Here is a 24,519-nt window from a genome sequence, read left to right on the forward strand (position 1 = left end):
AGAATCGGTTTAAATGCGTAGTGTACGATTGTCTGATCTTTATATGTTGGAATTATTTTGTTAGAGTGAAATTCAATTTAGCCTTCAATATCTGTATTTCATTTTCCGAGTAATTATGAGAGTTTATATTCATATTCAATGAAGCTTAGCTTGATCCGAAGTTCTTTACTAAAAGATAAATATAAAATGTTGAAAATGTTTTTAGGTGGCTTGAAAATGGTTAAATACAAGCAATTAAGCCGTCAATGTAACCAAAATAAAATAAAATGTAACGGGTACGCAAACGATGTAACAAACAAACAATTATTGGTAACATGCAGGCATGTTAGTTTATTTCAATAGAGGTATTTTTAATCAACAAATTTAAGTGTTTTCATATTTATATTATAATTCACTAAGGAATCAATAAAACCACCACATATAGAACCACTGTTTTTAATACTTAAGCAGTTAGTAATTAAATCAGAATTAAATACTACAAATTTTAAATCTATGAAAAAATGCTATGTTCGAACAAAAAAGGGGATATTACTATTGCTCCTTTTAATCGCTGTGCCTTTGGTAACATTAGCCCAGACGATAAGAGTAACTGGTAAAGTAACTGACTCAGGAGGAGAATCCTTACCTGGTGTTAATATTGTTATTTTAGGTACAACCCAGGGTACTATTACTAATATTGATGGTGTTTACAGTATGGATGTACCTTCAAATGCCAAGCTTACTTTTAATTTTATTGGTTTCAATACACAAACGATTGAGGTGAATAATAAAAACACCATTAATGTTGTAATGGTTGAGGATGTACAATCTCTTGATGAGGTTGTTATAGTTGGTTATGGACAAATGAAGCGTTCCGACTTAACAGGATCAGTGGTTTCTGTTTCAAGTGAAGCAATTAATCAATCGGTTACCACGTCTATCGATCAGGTTTTACAAGGGCGTGCAGCAGGAGTACAGGTGCAGCAAAACAGTGGAGCGCCGGGTGCCGGTTCTTCTATTCGCATTCGCGGTATCAGTTCTCTTAATGGGTCAAATGAACCAATTTTTGTTATTGATGGGATAATTATTGATGGGGCTACAGGTTCTGGAACCGAAAATGCTCTTTCTTCAATAAATCCATCAGATATTGTTTCTATGGATGTTTTGAAAGATGCTTCGGCAACTGCGATTTACGGATCTAGAGCTGCAAATGGAGTTATTATTATTACCACCAAGCGTGGAAAGAAAGGTGAAGCTACTATAACTTACGATGGTTATATGGGATGGCAGGAGATGCCTAAAAAGCTTGATTTACTTAATTTGCAAGAGTATGCGATACATAAAAATACTCGTGCAGACATGGGTATTGTAATGCGTGATAATAGTTTTGTTCGTCCTGATCTGTTAGGGGAAGGTACTGATTGGCAAGATGAGATGTTTACTCATGCAATGATGCAAAGTCATAACTTGTCAGTTTCCGGAGGTACAGATAAGAGTACTTATGCCATGGGAGTAGGCTATCTTGATCAAGATGGTATTGCTATTGGTTCAGCATTCGAGCGATTTAACCTAAGGGGAACTTTCGATTCTCAGGTGAAAGATTTTTTGAAAGTTGGGGTGAATTTTGCATTTAGTAATTCTAAACAAAAAACAACAGTTTCAGATGCATCATTAATCTTAACTGCCCTTAAACAAACTCCTAATGTAGCAGTTCGTAATGCAGATGGATCTTTTGATGGACCGGATACTGACGAGTACGTTCAGAACAATCCAGTTGGTTTGGCTATGATCAAAGACAACCGAAATGAAAAGGCTGGAATAAGAGCCTCCACTTTTGCAGAAGCGACACTGATAAAAGGACTTACATTTAAAACAGAATATTCATTGGATTATGGTTTTGGCAATGCCTATACATTTAATCCATCCTATACTTTTGGAGCTCTTGTTAACGAAGTACGCGAAGGATCACGAACAAAGTCATACAATAAGTATTGGAATTGGAAAAATATTCTGACTTACAATTGTGAATTTGGTATTCATAATATCAAAATGATGTTAGGACAGGAAATGCAGGAATCTCATTGGGAAAATCTTTACGGTTACCGTTCAGGATATTTAACCAATGGAGCGACAGATTTAAATGCCGGTGACGCTACTACAGCCAAAAACTCAAACGGTAGTGGTGTTAGCTCAATTAGTTCCTATTTTGGTAGAATGTTCTACTCTTTTGATGATAAATATTTATTAACAGCAACTCTGCGTTACGATGGTTCATCAAAATTTCATAAAGATAACCGATGGGGATGGTTTCCTTCGGCGGCAATAGCCTGGAAAGTATCCAATGAAAATTTCCTGAAAGATAATGATATTATCAATAATTTGAAACTTCGTTTGGGATGGGGTACAGTGGGTAATCAAAACGTACCTAATTATGCTTATACCTCAACTTATGCAGCATCAGCTACAAATTGGGGAACTGGATTACTTGCAGCTAATACTGCAAATGAAGATCTGCAATGGGAAACTACTTATTCAAGTAATGCAGGAGTTGACCTAAATCTTTTTAACAATCGCATTGAGTTTATTGCTGATATTTACTATAAGAAAACGAAGAATTTATTATTGCAGTTGCCGTTACCTGCTTACGTTGGTACATCAGGGGTAGGAGCAACATCAGCACCATGGGTAAATGTTGGTTCTCTTGAAAATAAGGGAATTGAATTAACATTGAATACCGTTAATATAGATAAAGGAGATTTCCTTTGGCGCTCTAATTTTGTTTTTTCCGTTAATAGAAATAAAGTGTTGTCTCTCAATACTGAAACCGGAATATTAAACAGAAATATTCAACAGGGATCTGATAATACAATAGTTACCCGAACTGCAGTTGGCAAAGCAATTGGTCAATACTACGGATATAAAGTGATTGGCCGTTTCGAGAAGGCTACTGATTTTTATTACAAGAACAGTGCCGGAGATGTAGTACCAACAGCCTTACCAGAAGGAATGGATATTGGTGAAAATAGTGTTTGGATTGGAGATTATATTTTTGAGGATATAAATAAGGATGGTGTAATCAACGAGGAAGACCGAGGTTATATTGGGAATCCTGAGGCTGATTTTACCTTCGGAATTGGTAATTCCTTTTCTTATAAAGGATTTGATTTGAATATCTTTCTATCTGGTTCATATGGAAATGAAGTAGTAAACTACCAACGTCGCTGGTTAGAAAATCCACGTGCAAATACTAACTTGTTGAAATCTGCATTGGGGTATGCGCAATTGTCGTTAATCGATCCAAACGGACCAAATGATTACCGTAACGTACAAATCGCAGGAGGAGCTTCAAATATGCCACGAATAAGTGCTTCTTCAGCTTCTTCAACTTCTAACTATCGTTACAGTAATAAGTTTGTGGAGGACGGTTCTTATTTAAGAATTCAAAGTATTTCTTTTGGTTATAACCTTCCACGTAAACTAGTTTCTCGATTTGGAATCCAAAATCTGAAAGTTTATACCAATTTGCAAAATGTGTACACTTTCACGAAATACTCAGGCTATGATCCCGAAATTGGATCAACCAATCAGGATGCACTTTTAACAGGTATTGATAATGCACGTTATCCCTCACCTCGGATCTATACATTTGGGGTAAATGTTTCATTTTAAATGAAAATGTTCTGAAGATGAAACGAATAGCTAGCATAAGTAATAAAAATATGATACAGATGAAAACAAAATATATTATATATACGGTTCTATTGATGGCTTTCCCCATTATTTGGACCGGTTGCAGTGATTTTTTAGAGGTACAGCCTCAAGATCAAATCACCAGTGAGAATTTCTATCAGTCAGAAGAGGATTTTAAAGCAGCAACGGCACCACTTTACAACAAAGTTTGGTTCGAATTCAATGACAAATTTTATTACGGATTGGGCGATGGACGTTCTTACAATTTATACGCTCCATACTCTGACTACGTTTATCCGTTTAGTGATTTAACGGAAACGGGTCTGACCGGACCTTTGGTTTCGGCATGGCAATCATTTTACAATGTAATTCAACAATCCAATAAAGTAATTATTGGTATAAAAGGAAGTAATGTTGATGCTGATATTCAAAAACAATATATCGCGGAAGCACGCTTTATGAGGGGGACAGCTTACTGGTATATGGCTTCGTTATGGGGAGATGTAATCATTTCTGAAGATCCCGGAACATTGGTAAATAATCCAATTGTAAACACCAATCCGATAACAGATGTGTATGAATTTGTAATGCGGGATTTAGAATATGCTGCTAAATATTTACCTGAGCAGGCTGCTCAAGGTGGTCGTGTAACAAAATACAGCGCATTTGGGATGCTATCTCGTATTTATTTATCATATTCTGGCTTAAGTGAGGATCCAAACAGTGGAATACGTAATCAGGAATATCTTGATTTAGCTAAAAAAGCTGCTGAAATGGTTATGGATAAAGGTCCTTATGAATTAATGGATGATTATGCTGATTTATTCATGATAGAAAATAACAACAACTCAGAGTCGATGTTTGCATTGCAATGGGTTCCAAATGGCGACTATGGTGTGACCAATACGCAGCAAGCTTATTTTGCAGCAGGATCTGAAATTACCGGCGATGATGCGGCATGGGGATACTGGACAAGAGCTTCCTATGATGTACTAAAGGAGTATGAATCTGCAGATGCTCGTCGTAAAGCTACCTGGATGGGATATGGTGACTTTTATCCTGAAATTAGTAAAGCTAATGGTGGATATACCTATGAAAAATCACACGAAGCTTTAAATGTAAAAAAGGGTGTAGTAGGCTCTACAAAAGATAACCCGAAAATTTCAAAACAAAACTCTGCTCTAAATACTAATATGTTACGTTTGGCTGAAGTTTATTTGAACTACACAGAGGCTGTTTTAGGTAATACTGCAAGCACTTCTGATGCAACAGCTTTACTATATATAAATAAGCTTCGTTCCCGAGCAGGACTTGAAGATAAAAGCAGTCTTACTTATGAAGATATTATTCATGAAAGAAGAGTTGAATTATGCATGGAAGGTCAGTACTGGTATGATTTGGTTCGCCGATCGTATTACCAACAACAGGAGGTAGTCAATTATATTACAAGTCAGGATCGTGGCACTATTGTTCCTTTTACTTATGATACTGCAATAAATACTGCCACTGAAGATGAAACCCGTACTAGATCTTCTCGCTCTATTGGTAATGTGGATGAAACGATCTTTCTGTTACCTTATCCAGAATCAGAAGTTGTGCAAAATCCATTGTTGAAAGCATCACCTGTATCGTATGAGTTTACTGAAGAAAAAATAACTGATTTATTCTAATATTCTCACAGTAAGTGAATTGGAATTTAAAATATCAATTAACATGAAGAAAAATAATTTAAATAAAAATCGTTGGACATCTGTCGCATTCCTTGGAATAATGCTTGTTGCAATGTTGTTTACAGCTTGTGATGATGAGGATTTGAGTACTGGCCCAATTACGATAAGTAAAATATATTTAGAAGATGTGAATTCATCGGTACCTGACAGAGAAGTAACATTTGCCCGTTTGGGACAAATGATTCGAATTGAAGGTTCGGGTTTTATGGGGCTAAGGAAAGTTTACATTAATGGACTTTCATCTTATTTTAATCCAGTATATGTTTCGGATAATTCAATGTTAGTTAGTGTTTCCAAAAATACACCTACAGTTGAAGCCGAAGCCGATGTTCGAAATATCATTCGAATGACAAAGGATGGCAATGAAGCTACGTTTTCATTTGAAATTCGCTCAGCAGCACCATCTATAACAAGTATCTCGCATACTTTACCATTAGCAGGTGAAACTATTACTGTAAATGGTTTTGGTTTAGTTGAAGTCAGTAAAGTTGTTTTTCCTGGTAATGTTGAAGTAACAGAAGGAATTACTTCTGATGTTGGAGGAGAATTTTTTACAGTAATTGTTCCTGAGGGCGTTTCAGATGAAGGTGGTTCTTTACTGATTGAATGTTCTAATGGAGGTGCTTATTCTCCAGCCTATTTCAATTTCAAAAAAGGGGTAATACTTGATTTTGATGGAATTGGAACGCATGGTTTTTGGGGGAGCGCAACAAGTATGATTATGGATGAGGATTTGGAATCTGCTTCTATAGGTACCGAAAATATTTCTCAGGGAATCTATGTGCCGCATCGTCCTTCCCGTATAGCATCATTTGATCCAGCAACACCTCGTTGTTCAGAAGTATGGACAGCAGGAAATGGCACAGATGACTGGCGTGGTCAGTTAACGCCATATATTCCGGCAACAACACCTCTTTCCGAAGTGGCATTGCAGTTTGATATTTATGTACCTGAAGCATGGTCCGAGACAGGATTTTTAAAAATATGTTTAGTAAATGGATTTAATGGAGGTGAATGGGCTGGTGCCTGTTACAATTACGTACCATGGATCGTTAATGGCGAGGCGGAAGCTTTTCAAACAACGGGTTGGACTACTGCAACCATTCCTCTGAATATGATTTATGATTATTCAGAAGACGGTTTCACTTTTGAAGATATATTGACTTATCGGGAAACAGCCAATTATAAGAACTTTGGATTTTACTTCGAAAACACAGATTTTACTCTAGCGAATATTACAGGCAATGATAGTGACAGCGAAACAGAATTCACTTCCGTGGCTACATCTGTTAGTGTTTATACTGATAATTGGAGAATCGTTTCTTTGGAAACACCAACTTATAGTGATTTTCCTGAAGATGAAGAATAAACATATTTAAGCGATAATAACCATGAATTTGTCAAGTTGAGATAATGCTTAGATAAATCGTGTTATTCTAAAACAAAGAAAAATGAAATACATAAAATTATTACCTATAATCGCTGTGGTTTTAACGGTCTTTTCATCATGCGATGATCAAATAATGGACTGGAAAAAAGATTCAACACATGGTGAAGTTACAACAGAGGAACTGCCTTTGGGATTGGTAGAAAAAATTAGCCGTTATGACGCCTTAAATACCTATACTGAATTTACTCTTGGAGTTGGAATCGGTCTTAATCAGTATCTGGAGAATGAAGCATATCATAATTTGACAAATGCAAACTTTGATGAAATTACCGTTGGATACGATATGAAACATGGACCAATGGTTGATGCTAAAGGAGAAATACAATTTGAAAAGGTTGACTCATTTCTTGAAGAAGTGACTGGAAACGGACTTTCAGTATTTGGTCATACCTTGGTTTGGCATGCCAATCAAGATGCAAGTTATTTGAATGGTTTAATAGCAGCGACAGTAATCCCTGCTTCCGGAGGGAGTAATTCACTCGATTTATCAGGTTTAAAAGATGGAACGCTCGCAGGTTGGGGTGCCTGGAATAGTGGAGATGGAATTACTGTTGAGGATGGTTCTGGTTTATCCAGTAGTTCACAAGCGGTTAAAATGATTGCAAGTTCTTCATCTGCTCAAGCATATGAACTACAGCTAATAACACCAGAAATTCCTGTTGTAAGTGGACATACTTATGAGGTTTCTTTCTATATCAAATCAGATCAGGCAGGTAAAGGCCGCATCTCTTTTAGCGGCTTAGAGAATAACTATCCTTATAAGGATTGGTATAACACAGGTGGTAGTTGGACAGAAGCTTTTGAAACAACCTCTCAATGGCAACAGGTGAAATTTACTGTGAACGATTTTACAGGTGTAACATTCAAAGTGAATTTTGATTTAGGTTATTTGCCTGGTGTTACATATTTAATTGATGTTGATAATATTAAGGTAGTGGATCAGGATGCAGTGCCTGAAGTTGTAAATATGATTGCTAATGGAACATTTGACGGAGGCATTGATGGATGGGCAAAGTGGAATGGTGGTGATACAGCATTAAGTCTTGCTGATGTTGCTGATGCTTACGAAGGCAATGGTGCTATGAAAATAATTGCTGATGCTGCTAATAGTGGTGCAGGAGGCCAGTGGAAAACACAAATTCATTCTGATTTTACTGCAAACTTAACTGCAGGCGAAGAATATACTATTTCTTATTTTATAAAATCTGAAGCTGCAGGTTCTGTTCGTTGTTCTACAACTGGTTCAGCACATTACCAGAGCGATCAAGCTACATCTCCAACATGGCAATATGTAGAATGGGTATTTACTGCCGATGGTGGAGAAACAGGTTTAAATTTTGATTTGGGAGGTGTTGAAGGTACTTATTATGTAGATAATGTAGTTGTTACTACAGGAGCTACTGATGGAGGTAATTCAGGCCCAACTATCATTGAAAAAACAGATGAGGAAAAATCGGAAATCATTGGAAATGCAATGGAAGATTGGATTACCGGAATGGTCACTCATTACAAAAACAATATTCATGCATGGGATGTAGTGAACGAACCAATGAAAGAAGATGGAACACTTAGAGATGGGAATAAAACTGATCCTGAAAGTGATTACTTCTCATGGGTAAAATACCTTGGAAAAGACTATGCTGTAACTGCATTTAATTTAGCTCGCCAAAATGGTAATGCAACAGATAAGCTTTTTATCAATGATTATAATCTCGAGTCTAGCATATCCAAATGTGAAGGGTTGATCGATTATGTAGAGTACATTGAAAGCCAGGGGGCAATCGTTGATGGTATTGGAACTCAAATGCACATATCTATTAATAGCGATCGTGATAAGATTGCAGAAATGTTCCAAAAGCTAGCAGCTAGTGGAAAATTGATTAAAGTCTCGGAGCTGGATGTGAGATTGGGAACTAAGAATCCAACGGTAGCACAACAAGCTTCTCAGGCAGACATGTATCAATATGTTTTGGATATGTACATGAAATACATTCCTGCAGCACAGCAATATGGAGTAACGATATGGGGTGTTTCCGATAATGAGGATGAACATCAATATTGGCTTCCAGATGAATCACCTAATCTTTGGGATGCGGATTACAATCGAAAACATGCTTTTAAGGGAGTGTGTGATGGTCTTGCAGGACGCGATGTAAGTGAAGATTTCTCGGGTGAACTAGAATACTAATTTCTAATATTAATTCATTGTAATCCCTCACAATCAATGTGTATCTTAACATGCTGATTGTGAGGGGATTCTATAAATCTGTGTCCAATAGTGTAAGTAATAAGTGAGTTGATTCTGGAATGATAGAAGGAATTAAAATGAACAATAACCGAATTGGATTCAGTATTCTTTTTTTTTGATCTTTTTATTGATTGTTTGAATGGGAGAAGAATATTACTGTACGACGAAGATTGTGATTAATTGTTTTATTAAACGGATAGTCAGCCTAAATTAATAATACATCGCAGGCATAACATTCAATAAACTTAAAGGTCATCATAATAAGCCTAAAGGGCTTGGACAGGCAAAAATCAGGAATTATAAAGACCGGATTTTTCTATGTCTGGAAAAGATAGATAGGTTTTTTTACTGAATAATCACAATTGTTGTACCAATTGAAATTAGCGATGTCGGGAAGAACTTTATGCATATAATATATTGCAAACAGACAGTGAATAGTTATACAATTTGATCTTTAAAGAAGTTCCACAAACAGGATGTAACCAAAATGAAATTAAATGTAACGGGAATGAAAACGATGTAACAAACTAACAAATTTGTGTAACACAGCATTACGAGAGTTTATTTCAATACAAGTATTTTTGGTTAACAGTTTTGGGTGGTTCGCACAATAATTGAAGTTTATAAGGAGCCACTTTTTTAATAAATAACATCGAATAATAAAGTCAGTATTAAATATTACAAAATGACATTAAAATCAGATAAAGTATCGGTAGTTGAAAAGATTGGATACAGTTTAGGGGATCTTGCTGCTAACCTCATTTTTCAAACGTTGATGACGTTTTTGGCCTTCTTTTATACCGATGTGTATAAGATTCCGGCAGGAACAGCCTCCGTAATTATTTTTTCGGGAGGTATGATTGGAGCATGCTTTAACCCAATAATGGGTGTTATTGCTGATCGTACCAAAACAAGGTGGGGGAAATTTCGTCCATGGATTCTTTGGACATCAATCCCTTTTGGGCTTATGGCCTTATTGGCTTTTAGTACGCCGCAGTTTGGTCCGGGAGGTAAAATTGCATACGCATTTATTACTTATATCTTATTAGTACTACTTTATAGTGCCAATAACTTACCATACTCGGCTCTGAGTGGCGTTTTAACAGGAAATATGGCAGAACGCAACAGTATTTCATCATATCGTTTTACTGCAGTAATGGTAGCTCAATTCATAGTTCAAGGTTTATTATTACCATTGGTGTTAATATTTGGTGACGGCGATAAGGCAAAAGGCTTTGAAAATGTAATGGGAGTTTTTGCACTTGTTGGTATTGTCTTTTTTATCATCACTTTTTTAACAACAAAGGAACGTGTGGTTTCAACTCAGACAGAAACAACATCGGTAAAACAAGATGTTAAAGATTTGATGAAAAACAGGCCGTGGATTGTAATGCTTGTTGTTACTGTATTCGTATTTATTACGCTGTCGCTGAAAGGCGGTATGTATGTGTTTTATTTCGAAAATTATTTAAGTGAACAACATTTAGCAGTTTTTTTAAATGATATTGGCTTTAATTCTTTTATTAGTGGTTTAAATAATCTGTTGTCAAATATGGGCTTTGTGGGCTTCTTGTGGCCCGAAGATGTTGCAACATCAGGTTTTAGTCTTTTTAATGCCGGAGGAATCATTTTCATGATTATTGGAATTATGTTTTCAAAGGGCTTGGCCGATAAATATGGCAAAAGGGATGTATTTGGAGTGAGTCTTTTTCTTGCCACTTTATGTTTGCTTTTATTTTATTTTTATTCTCCGGAATCTATAGCTTTGGTATTTATAAGTCAGTTATTGCATGGTTTCTTTTATGGCATTACCACACCGCTGTTATGGGCAATGATTGCCGATGTGGCTGATTATTCCGAATGGAAAAATAACCGTAGGGCAACTGCAATTATTTTTTCCGCAATGATATTTGGTTTAAAGGCAGGTTTGAGCGTAGGTGGAGCTTTAGTGGCCGGAATTTTAGCAAGTTATGGATATAGCCATCTGCTTGATGTTCAAAGTCCTGAAACAATTAATGGAATAAAACTTTCTTTAAGCGTATTCCCAACTATTACATTTTTTATTGCAATTGGATGCTTGTTTTTCTACAAGATTGATAAAAAGAAGGAAGTAGAAATTGAGGATGCGTTAAGCAAACGAAGAAATGAATTATAGTTTTTAACATTGTCTGCTGGCAGGTTAATTGTATCGGGCAATAAGAACTGTTGATGTTTTTATTTGCTTATGAAAAATAAAAAAAAATAATAAAATAAACAATTTATGAGTCAATTAAGGCGAATTTGCATTTATGAGTTTTTTTCGGTTTTACTACTGAGTATGTTGTATGGTTGTTCAAAAACAGAAGTAAAGCCAGTATCATTAAAAATGGCTGTTGGCGATAGGTTTTATATAGGTACAGCATTAAATAGTGACCAAATAGTTGGTGCTGACACCTCTGCCATAAAAATCATAAAACAACATTTTAATGCTGTTGTAGCTGAAAATGTGATGAAAAGTGAATTGGTTCAACCTGTTGAAGGTGAGTTTGATTTTAATATGGCGGATAAATTTGTCCGGTTTGGACTTGATAATAAGCTATTTATAACGGGGCATACTCTGATTTGGCATTCTCAGGCACCAGATTGGCTTTTCGTAGATAAGCAGGGAAATGATGTCTCAAGAGATGTTCTTATTGAAAGAATGAGAAGTCATATACACACAGTGGTAGGTCGTTATAAAGGAATTATAAAAGGCTGGGATGTTGTTAATGAAGCTGTTTTGGATGATGGAACCTGGCGTAAAAGTAAATTTTACGAAATAATTGGGGCAGACTTTGTTAAGTTAGCATTTGAATTTGCACATGAAGCAGATCCGGAAGCTGAGCTTTACTACAATGATTACTCGATGGCGAAAAAGGGCAAAAGAGAAGGAGTTATGGCTATGGTGAAATCATTGCAGGAACAAGTAGTCAGAATTGATGGTATTGGCATGCAAGGACACATCTCAATGGATGATCCTACGATTGAGGATTTTGAGAAAAGCATAGTGGCTTTTTCCGAATTGGGTGTTAAGGTGATGGTTACGGAGCTGGATTTGACTGTTCTTCCTATGCCAAATATGAATGCTGGGGCCGATATAGCTTTAAATTTCGAATTTCAGAAGAAGTTGGACCCATATGCAAATGGACTGCCTGATTCTATGAGTATAAAAATTACAGAGCGCTATCAGGATTTTTTCAAATTGTTTTATAAACATAGCGATAAAATTAGCCGTGTTACCCTTTGGGGAGTTAGTGATGCTCAGTCATGGCGCAATTATTGGCCTGTTAAAGGACGTACAGATTATCCTCTTTTGTTTGACAGAGAGTATAAAGCAAAACCAATTGTTGAAAAAATAATTAAAGAAGATCTGTAATCGGTTTATTGGTTAAAGTGTTGATCCCAAAGTGTCATTTAAATAAGAATTTGATACACGTATTCTATTGAATTAATAATATGAATAGAGCTTGGTAAAAAAGCTTGAAAAAAATAAGATAATGAAGAACCCAAGGTATTTAGTTGATGGTTTATATACCGCAGATCCATCAGCACACGTATTTAACGGCAAACTGTATATTTATCCATCTCATGATATCGAATCAGGTATTCCTGAAAATGATAATGGTGATCATTTTGATATGCGCGATTATCATGTATTCTCAATGGATGATATTGATGGTGAAGTAACAGATCATGGAGTGGCTTTGGATGTGGAAGATGTGCCTTGGGCCGGTCGCCAGATGTGGGATACTGATGTTGCTCATAAGAACGGTAAGTATTATTTGTACTTTCCGGTAAAAGATAAAACAGATATTTTCCGCATTGGTGTTGCAGTAAGCGATAAGCCTGAAGGGCCTTTTGTTCCTGAAAAGCACCCTATTATTGGAAGTTATAGCATCGATCCTGCCGTTTTTGAAGATGAGGATGGTCAGCATTATATGTATTTTGGTGGTCTTTGGGGAGGTCAGTTGCAACGTTACCGAAACAATAAAGCACAGGAGTGTGGTTCCGAACCCGCCGATGATGAGCCTTCATTACCGGCTCGGGTTGTAAAAATGTCAGATGATCTGTTGGAATTTGCTGAAGAACCTAAAAGCCTTGTTATCTTGGATGAAAATGGAGAGCCTTTAAAAGCCGGAGATCATGATCGTCGCTTCTTCGAAGCATCGTGGATGCATAAATACAATGGCAAATATTATTTTTCTTACTCAACCGGAAATACTCATTTGCTTTGTTATGCTGTTGGAGATTCACCTTATGGTCCTTTTACTTACAAAGGAGTAATTCTTACACCTGTAGTAGGCTGGACTACGCATCATTCTATTTGTGAATTTAAAGAGAAATGGTATCTGTTTCATCACGATAGTAAACCTTCTGGAGGAAAAACATGGCTTCGCAGCATGAAAGTTACAGAGTTGGAATACAATGAAGATGGTTCTATTAAAACGATCGATGGAATGGACGAATAACCATATGATTTGTATCGCAGCAAGATTACAGAATTGAATTTCTAAATAAAGTTAAAAAAAATTACAGCATGTATTTTAATCGAAGAGCTCTTTCTTTTATTCTTTTGGGTAGTCTGTTTTTGATGCCTTTTATGGTATCAGCTCAGTTGCGTTTGCCTAAACTGATCTCAAATGGATTGGTGCTTCAGCGTGATGTGGATGTCAAAATTTGGGGCTGGAGTGCGAAAAATGAGAAGGTATCAGTTAATTACAGAGATTCTCTGTATAAAACCATTGCCAATGATAAAGGGGAATGGTTTGTTATGCTTCCGATACAGAAAGCCGGTGGCCCTTATGTAATGAATATCTGCGCAAGCGATACGATTCATCTTAAAAATATTTTAGTTGGTGATGTTTGGGTTTGTTCAGGTCAGTCCAATATGGAATTGCCTATGCGAAGAGTGAGTCCTCTTTACAAGGAAGAGATTGCAAAAGCCGATAACAGAAACATCAGATATTTTGAAGTGCCGAAGAAATATAATTTCAACACGGTTAAAAATGATTTGCAAAATGGAAATTGGGTAGATATTAATAAGAACACGATTAATAATATTTCTGCAGTATCTTATTTTTTCGCCCAAAAATTAAATTCAGAATATAATGTGCCTATTGGGATAATTAACAGCAGTTTAGGTGGCTCTCCGGCGCAAGCTTGGTTAAATGAGGAGGCACTTAAAGAGTTTCCGTCTTATGATGCTGAATTGCAAAAATTTAAAAATCAAGCTGTAATTGATTCAATTGAGCAAAGTGATAATAGTAGAAGTAACAATTGGTATCAAAAATCAACAGTAAATGACGAAGGTCAGAAAGAAAACTGGCGGGCTAAAGGTAGTAATACTTCAGATTGGAGCAGCATGACCATTCCTGGTTATTGGGCTGATGGGAAGTTGGGATATGTGAATGGCGTTGTTTGGTTTCGAAAGGAAATTGAGATTCCTGCTGAATATTGTAACAAAGAGGGCTTACTAAATATGGGGCGAATTATTGATGCTGATTCAGTCTTTGTAAACGGAAAATTTATAGGAACAACCAGCTATCAATACCCACCACGTCGATATACTATTCCTGCAGGAATATTGGTTGAAGGAAAAAATACGATTTCGATTCGTGTGATCAGTAATGGTGGAAGAGGTGGTTTTGTAGACGGTAAGCCATATCAAATCGTATTCGATGATTTTAAAATAGATCTTAAAGGAGAATGGAAGTACAAACTGGGAGTGGCAATGGAGCCTTTACAAGGACCAACTTTTATCAGATGGAAATCAGGAGGCTTATACAATGCAATGATTGCTCCATTATTGAACTACAAAATTAAAGGTGCGGTATGGTATCAGGGAGAATCTAATACTGGTCGCCCCAATGAGTATGAACATCTGTTATCATCTCTTATTAAAAACTGGAGGAAGCAATGGGGGCAAGGAGATTTTCCTTTTTTATGTGTTCAGTTACCTAATTTTATGTCACCTAAAGATCAGCCGTCAGAGAGTAATTGGGCAATGCTAAGAGAAGCTCAGTTCAAAGCATTATCAGTTCCAAATACAGGAATGGCTGTAACTATTGATATTGGAGAGTGGAATGATATTCATCCGCTTAATAAGAAGGATGTAGGTGAAAGATTGGTTCTTGTTGCAAAAAGGATTGCTTATGGCGACGATCATGTTGTTTATTCAGGTCCCATGTATCGATCTATGAAGGTTGAAAAAAACAAGGTAATTCTTTTTTTTGACCAAATTGGAAGCGGTTTGATCGTAAAAGGAGGAGGAGAGCTTAAGGAGTTTGCTATTGCTGGAAAAGATAAAAAGTTTGTCTGGGCAAAAGCAAAAATTGTTGACAATAAGGTTATTGTATGGAGCGATAAGGTTAAAAAACCATTAGCTGTACGATATGCTTGGGCAGATAATCCTGAGAGTGCAAATTTGTTTAATAAAGAGAAATTGCCTGCTTCTCCTTTTAGAACAGATACTTGGTAGTTGGTATGTGTTGAGAATTTTAATCACCAAAATTAAGCTAATGAAGAAAAATATATTTTCACTGATGATATTATTTTTGCTCTTAATGACAGGACTTAGAGCACAAGAAAATAATACCGAAACGAATAAAACTTACCATAACCCAATTTTAAGAGGATTTTATCCAGATCCATCCATTTGTCGCGTAGGTGATGATTATTATATGGTTAATTCTTCCTTTGAATGGTTTCCCGGAGTACCGATTTTTCATAGTAAAGATTTGGTGAATTGGAAACAAATAGGCCATGTGTTGGATAGGCCGGAGCAATTGCAATTGAATGAAGGCTTGGGTGCATCAAGAGGAATTTTTGCGCCTACATTGCGTTATCACGATGGTTTATTTTACATGATAACGACTTGTGTAGGTTGCAAAGGTAATTTTTACGTTACGGCAAAAGATCCGGCAGGACCTTGGAGTAATCCTGTTTGGTTAAATACACCAGGAATAGATCCTACTCTTTTCTGGGATGATGATGGTACATGTTGGTACGTTGGAGCTCATAATATTTCAGGGAAACGTGAATGGGAAGGTCAGAATGGCGTTTTTATTCAGCAACTCGATTTGGAGACAAAACAACTTGTAGGTGAGCCGGTTCAGGCCACTTTTGGTCATGCCACAAATGCAGTTTGGGGCGAAGGACCACATCTTTATAAAATAAATGATCGTTATCTGTTGATGATTGCCGAAGGTGGCACAAGTTTTAATCATGCCATTACGGTTTTTGAGAGTGATAAAGTAAAGGGTAAATATACACCATCAAATATTAATCCGGTATTAACACATCGTAATTTAGGACGCGATTATCCCATTTCTGCAGTTGGACACTGCGATATTGTTCAAACGCAAAATAAGGAGTGGTGGGCTGTGATGTTAGCTGTTCGCTCATGCGGAGGAAAAAATTTATTAGGCCGCGAAACTTACCTTGTGCCAATGGAATTTGAAGATGGTTGGCCGTTGTTTAATCGTGGAGTTGGTAAAGTACGTTTCGAGGAAAAACGACCAAACTTACCCTGGACACCAGTTGAGTCATATCCAGTCCGTGATGATTTTGATGATGATAATTTGGCTTTGAAATGGGTTTTTCTGCGCACGCCGTATGAGAAATGGCATGATATTTCAAAAGGCAAAATTACTTTGGATACTCGTCCTCAAATGATGACTAAACTTGAGCAACCTTCATTGTTGGCACAGCGAATCAGTGAATTTTCTTTTGATTCTTTTACAAAAGTGAATTTTAATCCTGCCAACGATAATGAAGAGGCTGGTTTTGTCGCAGTTTATAATAATGCACGTAATTTCAGATTAGTAAAAACATCAGAACAGGGTAAAAATATTGTGAAACTATATCGTGTTAAAGTGGGCGAAGAGATGCTGGTTGCAACAGAGAATGTTATGTCTGGGGATTTAATTTTGGGTTTAAAAGCAAATAAATTAAAATATCAGTTTTATTTTGGCAAGGATAAAACCTCGCTTCAGCCTATTGGCGATATTCAGGACGCTACGGTAAATGCTAGTCAGAGCGGTACCGATTTTACCGGGCCTATGCTTGGGTTTTATACCAGCAGTAATGGTCATGAGTCAACAAATAAGGCTGAATTTGATTGGTTTGAGTATGATGCAAAATAGTTAGAAGTCTGTTAGTTGTATTGATTCTGTCAAATATTTCAATTTTAAAAATGTATGGTTGTTCGTTGTTCTGCGGACAGCCATTTTTTTATGTTGAGTAATTGTTGTTGCTATATTAATCACATTACTAATGGTATAGCTAATTTTTTTTAGAGAGTCTCTAAAAAATTCAAACAATATACGTATATTGTACGCAAACTAATTATTTCATGCGGGATATATTATTAAATGTTTCAATTGACTGTGCCATATTTGGTTACGTGAATGGAGAATTGAAGGTCTTATTAATAAAAAGAGATAAGGAGCCTGAATATAATGAATGGTCACTTCCGGGTGGAAATATTTATATCGATGAAAATATTGATGATGCTGCCCATAGGTTACTTAACGAGTTAACGGGTATGTCAAATTTGTTTTTATCACAAGTAGGCTTGTTTGGTGTAACCAATCGGTATCCTGATCGCAGAGTTATTTCAATATTGTATTGTGCTTTGGTAAAACCTGAGCAGTTTGAATTGATAGCAGGAGCGCATGCGAAAAGAATCAAGTGGAGTAAAACGAATAATCTTAAAAAATTGCCTTTCGACCACAATGCAATGATAGCATATTCTTTAAAGTGGTTAAAGGACGAAATTTGGAGAAAACCAATTTTAGTTAATTTATTGCCTGAAAAATTTCCGCTCAATCAAATGCAGGACTTGTATGAAACTTTTCTGCAGCAGACAATTGACAATAGAAATTTCAGAAAAAAAGTAATGGTTCAGGGACTAGTTGAAAAACTGAATGAAAAAACAATTGGTGGAAAACAGCGTCCTGCTTTTTTATATCGATTAAAAGAAAATAGCTAAAAAAATTTATACAAATGATATAACGTATAATATACGTTAAAAATAAATTAAACGATGTTTGAAATTAAAGGAAAAGTTGCCGTAGTAACCGGTGGAGGGGGCGTATTAGGAGGAAGTATTGCCCGTAGTTTAATTAATGCAGGGGTAAAAGTTGCCATACTGGATATCCGGGAAGAAAATGTAAACAACCGGGTAAAGGAGTTGGAAGAATTGGGTGGTGAGGCCATTGGTTTTGTATCCAGTGTTTTAAGCATGGATGAGCTCAAACAAGCTCGGGAAATAATCATTAAAAAATGGGGAAAGGTTGACATTTTAGTAAATGCAGCTGGTGGTAATTTGCCCGGAGCAACACTTACCGAGCAACAAACTGTTTTCGATATGAAAATTGAGGACTTTGAGAAAGTAAATAACCTCAATATGAATGGAACTGTGTATCCAAGTCTTGTTTTTGGCGAAGCAATGTCTGAACAAGGGGAAGGCAGTATCATAACCATTTCATCAATGGCGACTTATTCTGCAATTACAAGGGTTTTGGGATATTCCGTAGCTAAAACAGGAATCAATATTTTCACTCAGTGGATGGCCATGGAAATGGCAACGAAGTTCAGCGAAAAAATCCGTGTAAATGCAATTGCTCCGGGTTTCTTTATTGGAGATCAAAACCGGAATGTATTAATTAACCCGGATGGTTCATATACTGAAAGAAGTGAGAAAGTATTGGCACGCACGCCAATGGGACGATTTGGGGATATTAAAGAATTAAATGGAGCAGTTCAATTTTTATGCTCTGATGCAGCATCCTTTATCACAGGTGTGATATTGCCTGTTGATGGAGGTTTTAGCTCATTTAGTGGTGTATAAATCGTAGATTATGGCATTAGAAAAAACTTGGCGTTGGTTTGGTGTTAAAGATCTAATTACGTTGGATATGTTGGTTCAGATGGGGGTTGAAGGTGTAATTACAGCTTTACATCACATCCCCAACGGGGAAATTTGGGAAAGAGCTGAGATTCTTAAAGTGAAGGAATTGATAGAATCCAAAGGAATGCGATGGAGTGTGGTAGAGAGTTTACCTGTATCCGAAGGGATAAAACTGCATTCGGAGGATTATCCCCGTTTAATTGAAAATTATAAGCAATCTGTTCGGAATTTGGGCGGGTGTGGAATTGATACGATCTGTTATAATTTCATGCCGGTGCTCGATTGGGCCCGGACTAATCTTCATTACAAGCTGGCCAATGGTGGTGAATCCATGTATTTTGATTTCCCCACTTTTGTAGCTTTTGATATCTACATCCTAAAAAGACCCGATGCAGTGAAGGATTATCCACAAGAGATTGTGGAAGCTGCAACTAAGGCATACGAATCAATGTCGGAAGAGGAGGCCGAAGAGCTTGCTTACAACATTATTGTAGTTACTCAAGGGTTTATTGATGGTTTGATTGATGGTTCTGTAACGGATCCAAAAGCACTTTTTCTGCAGTTTATTGAGAAGTATCGAGGACATGATAAAAATTCGATGCGCAGTAATTTGAAGATGTTTCTGGATGACGTTATCCCTGTAGCTAAGGAAGTAGGAGTGCGATTTGCTATTCATCCTGATGATCCTCCATTTCCTGTTTTGGGTCTTCCTCGAATTATCGGGCAAGAGGAGGATTACGAGTGGCTTTTTGAAGCAAATAAATCAGTAAATAATGGGATCACTTTTTGTGCCGGATCTTTGTCAGCACGCAGAGAAAACGATTTACCACATATTATTGAGAGGTTTTCAGAACGCATTCATTTTGTTCATTTGCGTAATACTCAAATGCTTGAAGATGGCAGCTTTTATGAGTCAGGCCATATTTCGGGAAGCCAGAATATGGTGAAAATAATTAGTGCTTTATTAAAAGAGCAGAAACGCCGGATAGCCGAAGGACGGGAAGATGTGCGCATGCCGGTTCGTCCCGATCACGGAATAAAAATACTTTCAGATTACGAACATCAGTACAATCCTGGTTATCCATTAATTGGTAGGTTAAAGGGCTTGGCTGAGTTAGATGGTTTAATGACAGGAATTGAATCATTTATAGAGTAGATAAAAAAAGACTGTAAATCAATTGATTTACAGTCTTTTAGTTTAGGATGATTCCTAAATTGCGGAGAGAGAGGATCTTGAACTATCCCTGTCTCGTATGCTGTAATACAATGCTTTAGCCTTGTAAACAATTTTTCACTACACCGAATTATGTAACTACCTGATTGCTTTGCTTTTTATCAAAATGTCCTCGTTTGCGAGTGATTCAAAGATATAAAAAATGTTCAGAATGCACTGCATTTTATTAGTTTTGCGCTCAGAATATAAATTAGAGCACCAAGCATGAGAGATGAATTTGAGTATCTGGAGAGGTTGTTTTACGACACTTATGAAAAAATTGAGAATGAAGATGAAATTCATATAGTTTTTCTAAATAAAGATATAAGTGAAAAGTTAGCATACGAGTTTGATACGATCAAAAAATTATACTTTGACATTGCAGGACAAGGTAAATCCCGTGAAGCGGTTCAATCTATGTTTGAATTTAGGGCGAGGAGACTGTTGAATTTTAAAACAAAAATTGAATCTCATCTAAAATTTGCTCTCGAAGATTTAGTGATTCTCCAAATAAGGGATGATGATGATAACTATGACGACTACTCAAATCTTCTTGTCGCTTATCAGGGGATTGTAGGCTTGTTGAAGTTTATTACTGTTAAGTTGTATGTGTCTCTTGATGATATTTTAGATGATGAAAGTTTAATTTTAAGATATAAGCAAATTAATGAGACACAAGTGGAGATATGGCGTAAAGAATTATTTAAACGTTTTTCGCTTGGAAATGATTACGTGCTTTTCGATAGCGTAACATTTGAAGCTGGCGAATATGCTGATTCTCCTCTTAATTCGCTTTCTGATGTCCAAAGTGAACCAAAGGATGAAGAAATTGAAAAAGATGATATAGGAAAGAATTCTATGTCATTTCAAGACTTTGTAAGAGTAGTTAAGTCTCACATGCGTGTTGAGATGTATGATTCTAATAGAACTTATTTGTTCTTTCAAAAAAACTTAAAAGTGTTAGATGGTTTGTTAGAGACTACAGATAACTTTGTTCGGGAAGAGGAGGTACTCAATTTTTTAATCGAGACAAATATTACTCCAGCAGAGACTTTTGATTATAGTGTTGAGCTCCTTAATATTGCGTTATCTGGTAAAAATGAGAAAGAGCGATTTGAGGTTTTGATAGCTTTCAAAAAAAGGCTTTTTACCTTGAAAGATAGTCCTTCGTATCGCCATTTGCATTTATCTAATATCATGACTTTGGTTGATAATACATTGGATAAGTTGATTGCCTTTGTTGATAACAAATTGGTGAAATATGATAGAGATTTACTTGATAATACGGGCAGTTCGAACGGTTTTGGAAAGATTAAGTCCAATTTAACTGTGTCACAAATGGCTTTGTTTTTCCGATTGCTTAGCGATGAAAATATCTTGGAGACTAATAATATCACAAAACTATCCAAGCAAATAGCATCAAGTTTTTCATCAAAGCAAAAAGATGATATAAGTTATAAATCGGTAAAGAATAATTTTGATAGTCCGCAAAATGAAGCGATTGAATTTTGGGAGACTAAATTGGTTCGTTTGCGTCAATTGTTGAATAAATACTAGAAAAAACACATTGGTTTATCATGCAGATAATCAGTGAGCTTACTGAGGGTTGTACAAGTTGGTTGCAACCCTTTTTTTTGCTTTGTCCTGCCTATGTTTGCTTCCGAAACGATCTACCGGCGCCAGATAGATTTGATTTTTATTAATTAACTCTAAATTTCAATATTATGGAAGTAGTAACAATGAGCAGTGATGCTTTTCTAAAGATAAACTCGCAATTAAGAAGCATGGAAGAAGCTGTAGAAAAATTAAGTAGAAAACACTTTTATCCATTGGAAGAACGTTGGCTCGACAATCAGGAAGTTTGTCAAACACTTCTTATCAGCAAACGAACGCTTCAAACTTATCGAGATAACGGTACTTTAGCCTTTTCTCAAATTGGTTCAAAAATATACTACAAGAGCTCGGATATTGAAACTCATTTGAACAAACATTACGTGAGATCTTTTAAGTAAACCTTTCTTAAAAGGAATCTTTTTTTCCTTTAAAACAATCGGATTGTATGGCATAGAATATATATGCTGTGAAGTGGTAACACTTTGCAAACAGGATAACTATGCCCTTATTTTTCTAAAAAATGAAATGATATGACACCAAATTTAAGTGATAAAATAAATGGTTATCCAGATAACAAGATAAAGATCCCTGAGTTTAGTTTCTTCAAAAAACCAATATCTAATACCAAGCCATACAGGACAATAACTGTTCTTGATGCTTATATCCTAATAAAAGGACATTGGAATGTTGAACGAACTCAGACTTTACGACAAATCAAAGATATTGAAGAAGCCAGAACTTTTAAAGCAAGCCAATTCAACTATGTCTGTTTTTCTGGAGAGTTTACTAAAAGAAGTGAGAAACATTTTCAATATCATTCAGGCTTGATGGTATTAGACTTTGATCACTTGGCAGATGTTGATGGAGTTAAAAATATGCTACTGGCAGATGAGAGCTTGGAAACGGCTCTTTTGTTCCGTTCTCCATCAGGTGATGGTTTAAAATGGGTGATTGCTATCGATATCAGTTTGATTGATCACAAGAGCTATTTTAAGGCAGTAGCTAATTACTTGAAACAAACTTATCAACTCGAAGTTGATGCTTCAGGAAAGGACGTTGCACGTGCATGCTTTTTGCCTTATGACCCTCAAGTTTATATAAACCCTAACTATTTGAGTTATGAGTAAGGTATTTAATCCACATGCGTGGTTAGAAGCGAACAGTAAACCACAAAAAGTCAAATATAAAGCACCAACAACTACGGTTGTTGGTGACTCGTTGGCAAATGTTGAACAATTGGTTGCAAAGGTTGAGTCATGCAGCATAGACATTACTCAAGGCTATGAAAATTGGAGAAATATTGGGTTTAGTCTTGCTGAATCTTTAGGGGAATCAGGGCGAAATTATTTTCATCGATTAAGTCGTTTTAATCCTGATTATAGTTCTAGCAAATGCGATAAACAATATACAAATTGTTTGAAGCGCAGGGGTGGAGGAATTACATTGGCAACTCTTTTTTGGATCGCTAAAACAAATGGTGTACTGATAAAAAACAGGATATGACAACTGAAAATACTGAGAAAGTGAGTAAAATCGCTCCTAAGAAAACAATTGCAAATAAGTTCAGCTTAACTGAAGAATATCTGAATGAACGCTATTTGCTTAGAAATAACATTATAAGTCTGGACATAGAGATTAGAACCAAAGATGCTTCTAAATGGGGGATACTATGTGAAAATTCACTTTATATAGAATTGCAGAAAGAAGGTATCAATATTAGTATTGCAAACCTTTTGGCTCTTTTAAAATCTGATTATGTACCCGATTACAACCCATTCGAAAGTTATTTTTCCAATCTTCCGGAGTGGGATGGGATTGATCATATCGGAAATCTAGCTTCCTATGTTTACACCAAGGATCAAAATTCTTTTGAATTACATTTTCGCAAGTGGATGGTTCGGGTTATCAAAACAGCAATTGATCCTAGATTTTTTAACAAGCAAGCTTTAATATTTGTTCACGATAAGCAGAACAGCGGGAAATCAACTTTCTGTAGGTCTCTATGTCCGCCAACTTTGGGTGATTATATCTCCGAGAATATATCGATTGATAAAGACAGCCGTATTGCTCTGGCAACAAATATCCTGATCAATCTCGATGAATTGGCAACACTTTCACGAAGAGATATCAATAGTCTGAAGGCACTTTTTTCAAAGGAGAAGATCAACGACAGGTTACCCTATGAACGAAAGGCTTCCGTTATTCCCAGAAGATGCAGTTTTATTGGTTCCACCAATGAAATGGAGTTTTTAATGGATGAAACAGGATCTGTTCGCTGGCTGTGTTTTGAGATTGAAAAAATTGATTGGGAGTATTCAAAGAAGATTGATATTGATTTGGTCTATGCTCAGGCATTTCATCTTGTGAAAACCAAGTTTGATTGTAATTTGTCATTGGATGAGATCAACGAGAATGAGAAGAGGAATCAGGCATTTCAAATCTTATCAGAAGAAAGACAGTTAATTCAAAAACATTTTAGTCATGATGAAACAGAAGATCCTAATTCGTTTCGGACGGCAACCGATATCAAGACGAAACTTAGCCAGATGTTGAATATTAACTATCTGAATGTTGTGAAAATTGGTAAAGCTTTAAAACAGATTGATATTCCCAAGAAGAAACTAAATGGAGTTTATGGTTATTATCTGGATTCAAAAATTTAGT

17 protein-coding genes are annotated in these 24,519 nt (G+C 36.2%); all 17 read left to right on the forward strand.

Annotated elements, in window-relative coordinates; all coding sequences use genetic code 11:
* The first annotated feature begins 492 nt into the window (after positions 1-492).
* Complete coding sequence (locus tag ACHZAX_RS04815) at positions 493-3,648, forward strand: SusC/RagA family TonB-linked outer membrane protein (RefSeq protein WP_320018237.1); 3,156 nt, start codon at positions 493-495, stop codon at positions 3,646-3,648.
* 59 nt (positions 3,649-3,707) lie between these two features.
* Entirely contained in the window at positions 3,708-5,339 is a 1,632-nt protein-coding gene (locus tag ACHZAX_RS04820; protein WP_320018238.1) for a RagB/SusD family nutrient uptake outer membrane protein, read from the forward strand.
* 43 nt (positions 5,340-5,382) lie between these two features.
* A complete protein-coding gene (locus ACHZAX_RS04825; protein WP_101309050.1) occupies positions 5,383-6,768 on the forward strand; it encodes a glycan-binding surface protein in 1,386 nt (461 codons plus the stop codon).
* A gap of 82 nt (positions 6,769-6,850) precedes the next feature.
* Entirely contained in the window at positions 6,851-9,037 is a 2,187-nt protein-coding gene (locus tag ACHZAX_RS04830) for an endo-1,4-beta-xylanase (protein WP_101309049.1), read from the forward strand.
* 745 nt (positions 9,038-9,782) lie between these two features.
* On the forward strand, positions 9,783-11,252 hold the full coding sequence (locus ACHZAX_RS04835) for an MFS transporter (protein WP_101309048.1): 1,470 nt from the start codon (positions 9,783-9,785) through the stop codon (positions 11,250-11,252).
* A gap of 105 nt (positions 11,253-11,357) precedes the next feature.
* Positions 11,358-12,491, forward strand: a complete 1,134-nt coding sequence (locus ACHZAX_RS04840; RefSeq protein ID WP_320018239.1) for an endo-1,4-beta-xylanase — start codon at positions 11,358-11,360, stop codon at positions 12,489-12,491.
* A gap of 121 nt (positions 12,492-12,612) precedes the next feature.
* Entirely contained in the window at positions 12,613-13,584 is a 972-nt protein-coding gene (locus ACHZAX_RS04845; protein ID WP_320018240.1) for a glycoside hydrolase family 43 protein, read from the forward strand.
* A gap of 68 nt (positions 13,585-13,652) precedes the next feature.
* Positions 13,653-15,593: a sialate O-acetylesterase gene (locus ACHZAX_RS04850; protein ID WP_320018241.1), complete on the forward strand. Its 1,941-nt coding sequence runs from the start codon at positions 13,653-13,655 to the stop codon at positions 15,591-15,593.
* A 40-nt stretch (positions 15,594-15,633) separates the two neighbouring features.
* Positions 15,634-17,259 (forward strand): glycoside hydrolase family 43 protein, encoded by a 1,626-nt coding sequence (locus ACHZAX_RS04855; RefSeq protein ID WP_320018242.1) that lies wholly within the window; start codon positions 15,634-15,636, stop codon positions 17,257-17,259.
* A gap of 209 nt (positions 17,260-17,468) precedes the next feature.
* Positions 17,469-18,107 (forward strand): NUDIX hydrolase, encoded by a 639-nt coding sequence (locus ACHZAX_RS04860; protein ID WP_320018243.1) that lies wholly within the window; start codon positions 17,469-17,471, stop codon positions 18,105-18,107.
* Positions 18,108-18,161: 54 nt separating this feature from the next.
* On the forward strand, positions 18,162-18,968 hold the full coding sequence (locus ACHZAX_RS04865; protein ID WP_101309045.1) for an SDR family oxidoreductase: 807 nt from the start codon (positions 18,162-18,164) through the stop codon (positions 18,966-18,968).
* A gap of 10 nt (positions 18,969-18,978) precedes the next feature.
* Positions 18,979-20,184, forward strand: a complete 1,206-nt coding sequence (gene uxuA, locus ACHZAX_RS04870) for a mannonate dehydratase (protein ID WP_320018244.1) — start codon at positions 18,979-18,981, stop codon at positions 20,182-20,184.
* A 282-nt stretch (positions 20,185-20,466) separates the two neighbouring features.
* Positions 20,467-21,798, forward strand: coding sequence for a hypothetical protein (locus tag ACHZAX_RS04875; RefSeq protein ID WP_320018245.1), 1,332 nt, complete (start codon positions 20,467-20,469; stop codon positions 21,796-21,798).
* Between the two features lie 167 nt (positions 21,799-21,965).
* On the forward strand, positions 21,966-22,253 hold the full coding sequence (locus ACHZAX_RS04880) for a helix-turn-helix domain-containing protein (RefSeq protein ID WP_394698215.1): 288 nt from the start codon (positions 21,966-21,968) through the stop codon (positions 22,251-22,253).
* Positions 22,254-22,385: 132 nt separating this feature from the next.
* Positions 22,386-22,982, forward strand: a complete 597-nt coding sequence (locus ACHZAX_RS04885) for a BT4734/BF3469 family protein (RefSeq protein ID WP_320018246.1) — start codon at positions 22,386-22,388, stop codon at positions 22,980-22,982.
* The gene (locus ACHZAX_RS04890) at positions 22,975-23,358 is read left to right on the forward strand and encodes a PriCT-2 domain-containing protein (RefSeq protein ID WP_320018247.1); all 384 of its coding nucleotides are present in this window, start codon (positions 22,975-22,977) and stop codon (positions 23,356-23,358) included. The genes ACHZAX_RS04885 and ACHZAX_RS04890 overlap by 8 nt, the downstream gene beginning before the upstream one ends.
* The gene (locus ACHZAX_RS04895) at positions 23,355-24,518 is read left to right on the forward strand and encodes a VapE domain-containing protein (RefSeq protein WP_320018248.1); all 1,164 of its coding nucleotides are present in this window, start codon (positions 23,355-23,357) and stop codon (positions 24,516-24,518) included. The genes ACHZAX_RS04890 and ACHZAX_RS04895 overlap by 4 nt, the downstream gene beginning before the upstream one ends.
* Position 24,519: the final 1 nt, after the last annotated feature.

The sequence above is a fragment of the Labilibaculum manganireducens genome, assembly GCF_963665805.2.
GTDB lineage: Bacteria > Bacteroidota > Bacteroidia > Bacteroidales > Marinifilaceae > Labilibaculum > Labilibaculum manganireducens.

Excerpts from the sequence above, each read along its gene's own strand:
- ACHZAX_RS04815 (WP_320018237.1), top strand. The coding sequence starts at position 493 with ATGAAAAAATGCTATGTTCGAACAAAAAAGGGGATATTACTATTGCTC.
- ACHZAX_RS04820 (WP_320018238.1), top strand. The coding sequence starts at position 3,708 with ATGAAAACAAAATATATTATATATACGGTTCTATTGATGGCTTTCCCC.
- ACHZAX_RS04825 (WP_101309050.1), top strand. The coding sequence starts at position 5,383 with ATGAAGAAAAATAATTTAAATAAAAATCGTTGGACATCTGTCGCATTC.
- ACHZAX_RS04830 (WP_101309049.1), top strand. The coding sequence starts at position 6,851 with ATGAAATACATAAAATTATTACCTATAATCGCTGTGGTTTTAACGGTC.
- ACHZAX_RS04835 (WP_101309048.1), top strand. The coding sequence starts at position 9,783 with ATGACATTAAAATCAGATAAAGTATCGGTAGTTGAAAAGATTGGATAC.
- ACHZAX_RS04840 (WP_320018239.1), top strand. The coding sequence starts at position 11,358 with ATGAGTCAATTAAGGCGAATTTGCATTTATGAGTTTTTTTCGGTTTTA.
- ACHZAX_RS04845 (WP_320018240.1), top strand. The coding sequence starts at position 12,613 with ATGAAGAACCCAAGGTATTTAGTTGATGGTTTATATACCGCAGATCCA.
- ACHZAX_RS04850 (WP_320018241.1), top strand. The coding sequence starts at position 13,653 with ATGTATTTTAATCGAAGAGCTCTTTCTTTTATTCTTTTGGGTAGTCTG.
- ACHZAX_RS04855 (WP_320018242.1), top strand. The coding sequence starts at position 15,634 with ATGAAGAAAAATATATTTTCACTGATGATATTATTTTTGCTCTTAATG.
- ACHZAX_RS04860 (WP_320018243.1), top strand. The coding sequence starts at position 17,469 with ATGCGGGATATATTATTAAATGTTTCAATTGACTGTGCCATATTTGGT.
- ACHZAX_RS04865 (WP_101309045.1), top strand. The coding sequence starts at position 18,162 with ATGTTTGAAATTAAAGGAAAAGTTGCCGTAGTAACCGGTGGAGGGGGC.
- uxuA (WP_320018244.1), top strand. The coding sequence starts at position 18,979 with ATGGCATTAGAAAAAACTTGGCGTTGGTTTGGTGTTAAAGATCTAATT.
- ACHZAX_RS04875 (WP_320018245.1), top strand. The coding sequence starts at position 20,467 with ATGAGAGATGAATTTGAGTATCTGGAGAGGTTGTTTTACGACACTTAT.
- ACHZAX_RS04880 (WP_394698215.1), top strand. The coding sequence starts at position 21,966 with ATGGAAGTAGTAACAATGAGCAGTGATGCTTTTCTAAAGATAAACTCG.
- ACHZAX_RS04885 (WP_320018246.1), top strand. The coding sequence starts at position 22,386 with ATGACACCAAATTTAAGTGATAAAATAAATGGTTATCCAGATAACAAG.
- ACHZAX_RS04890 (WP_320018247.1), top strand. The coding sequence starts at position 22,975 with ATGAGTAAGGTATTTAATCCACATGCGTGGTTAGAAGCGAACAGTAAA.
- ACHZAX_RS04895 (WP_320018248.1), top strand. The coding sequence starts at position 23,355 with ATGACAACTGAAAATACTGAGAAAGTGAGTAAAATCGCTCCTAAGAAA.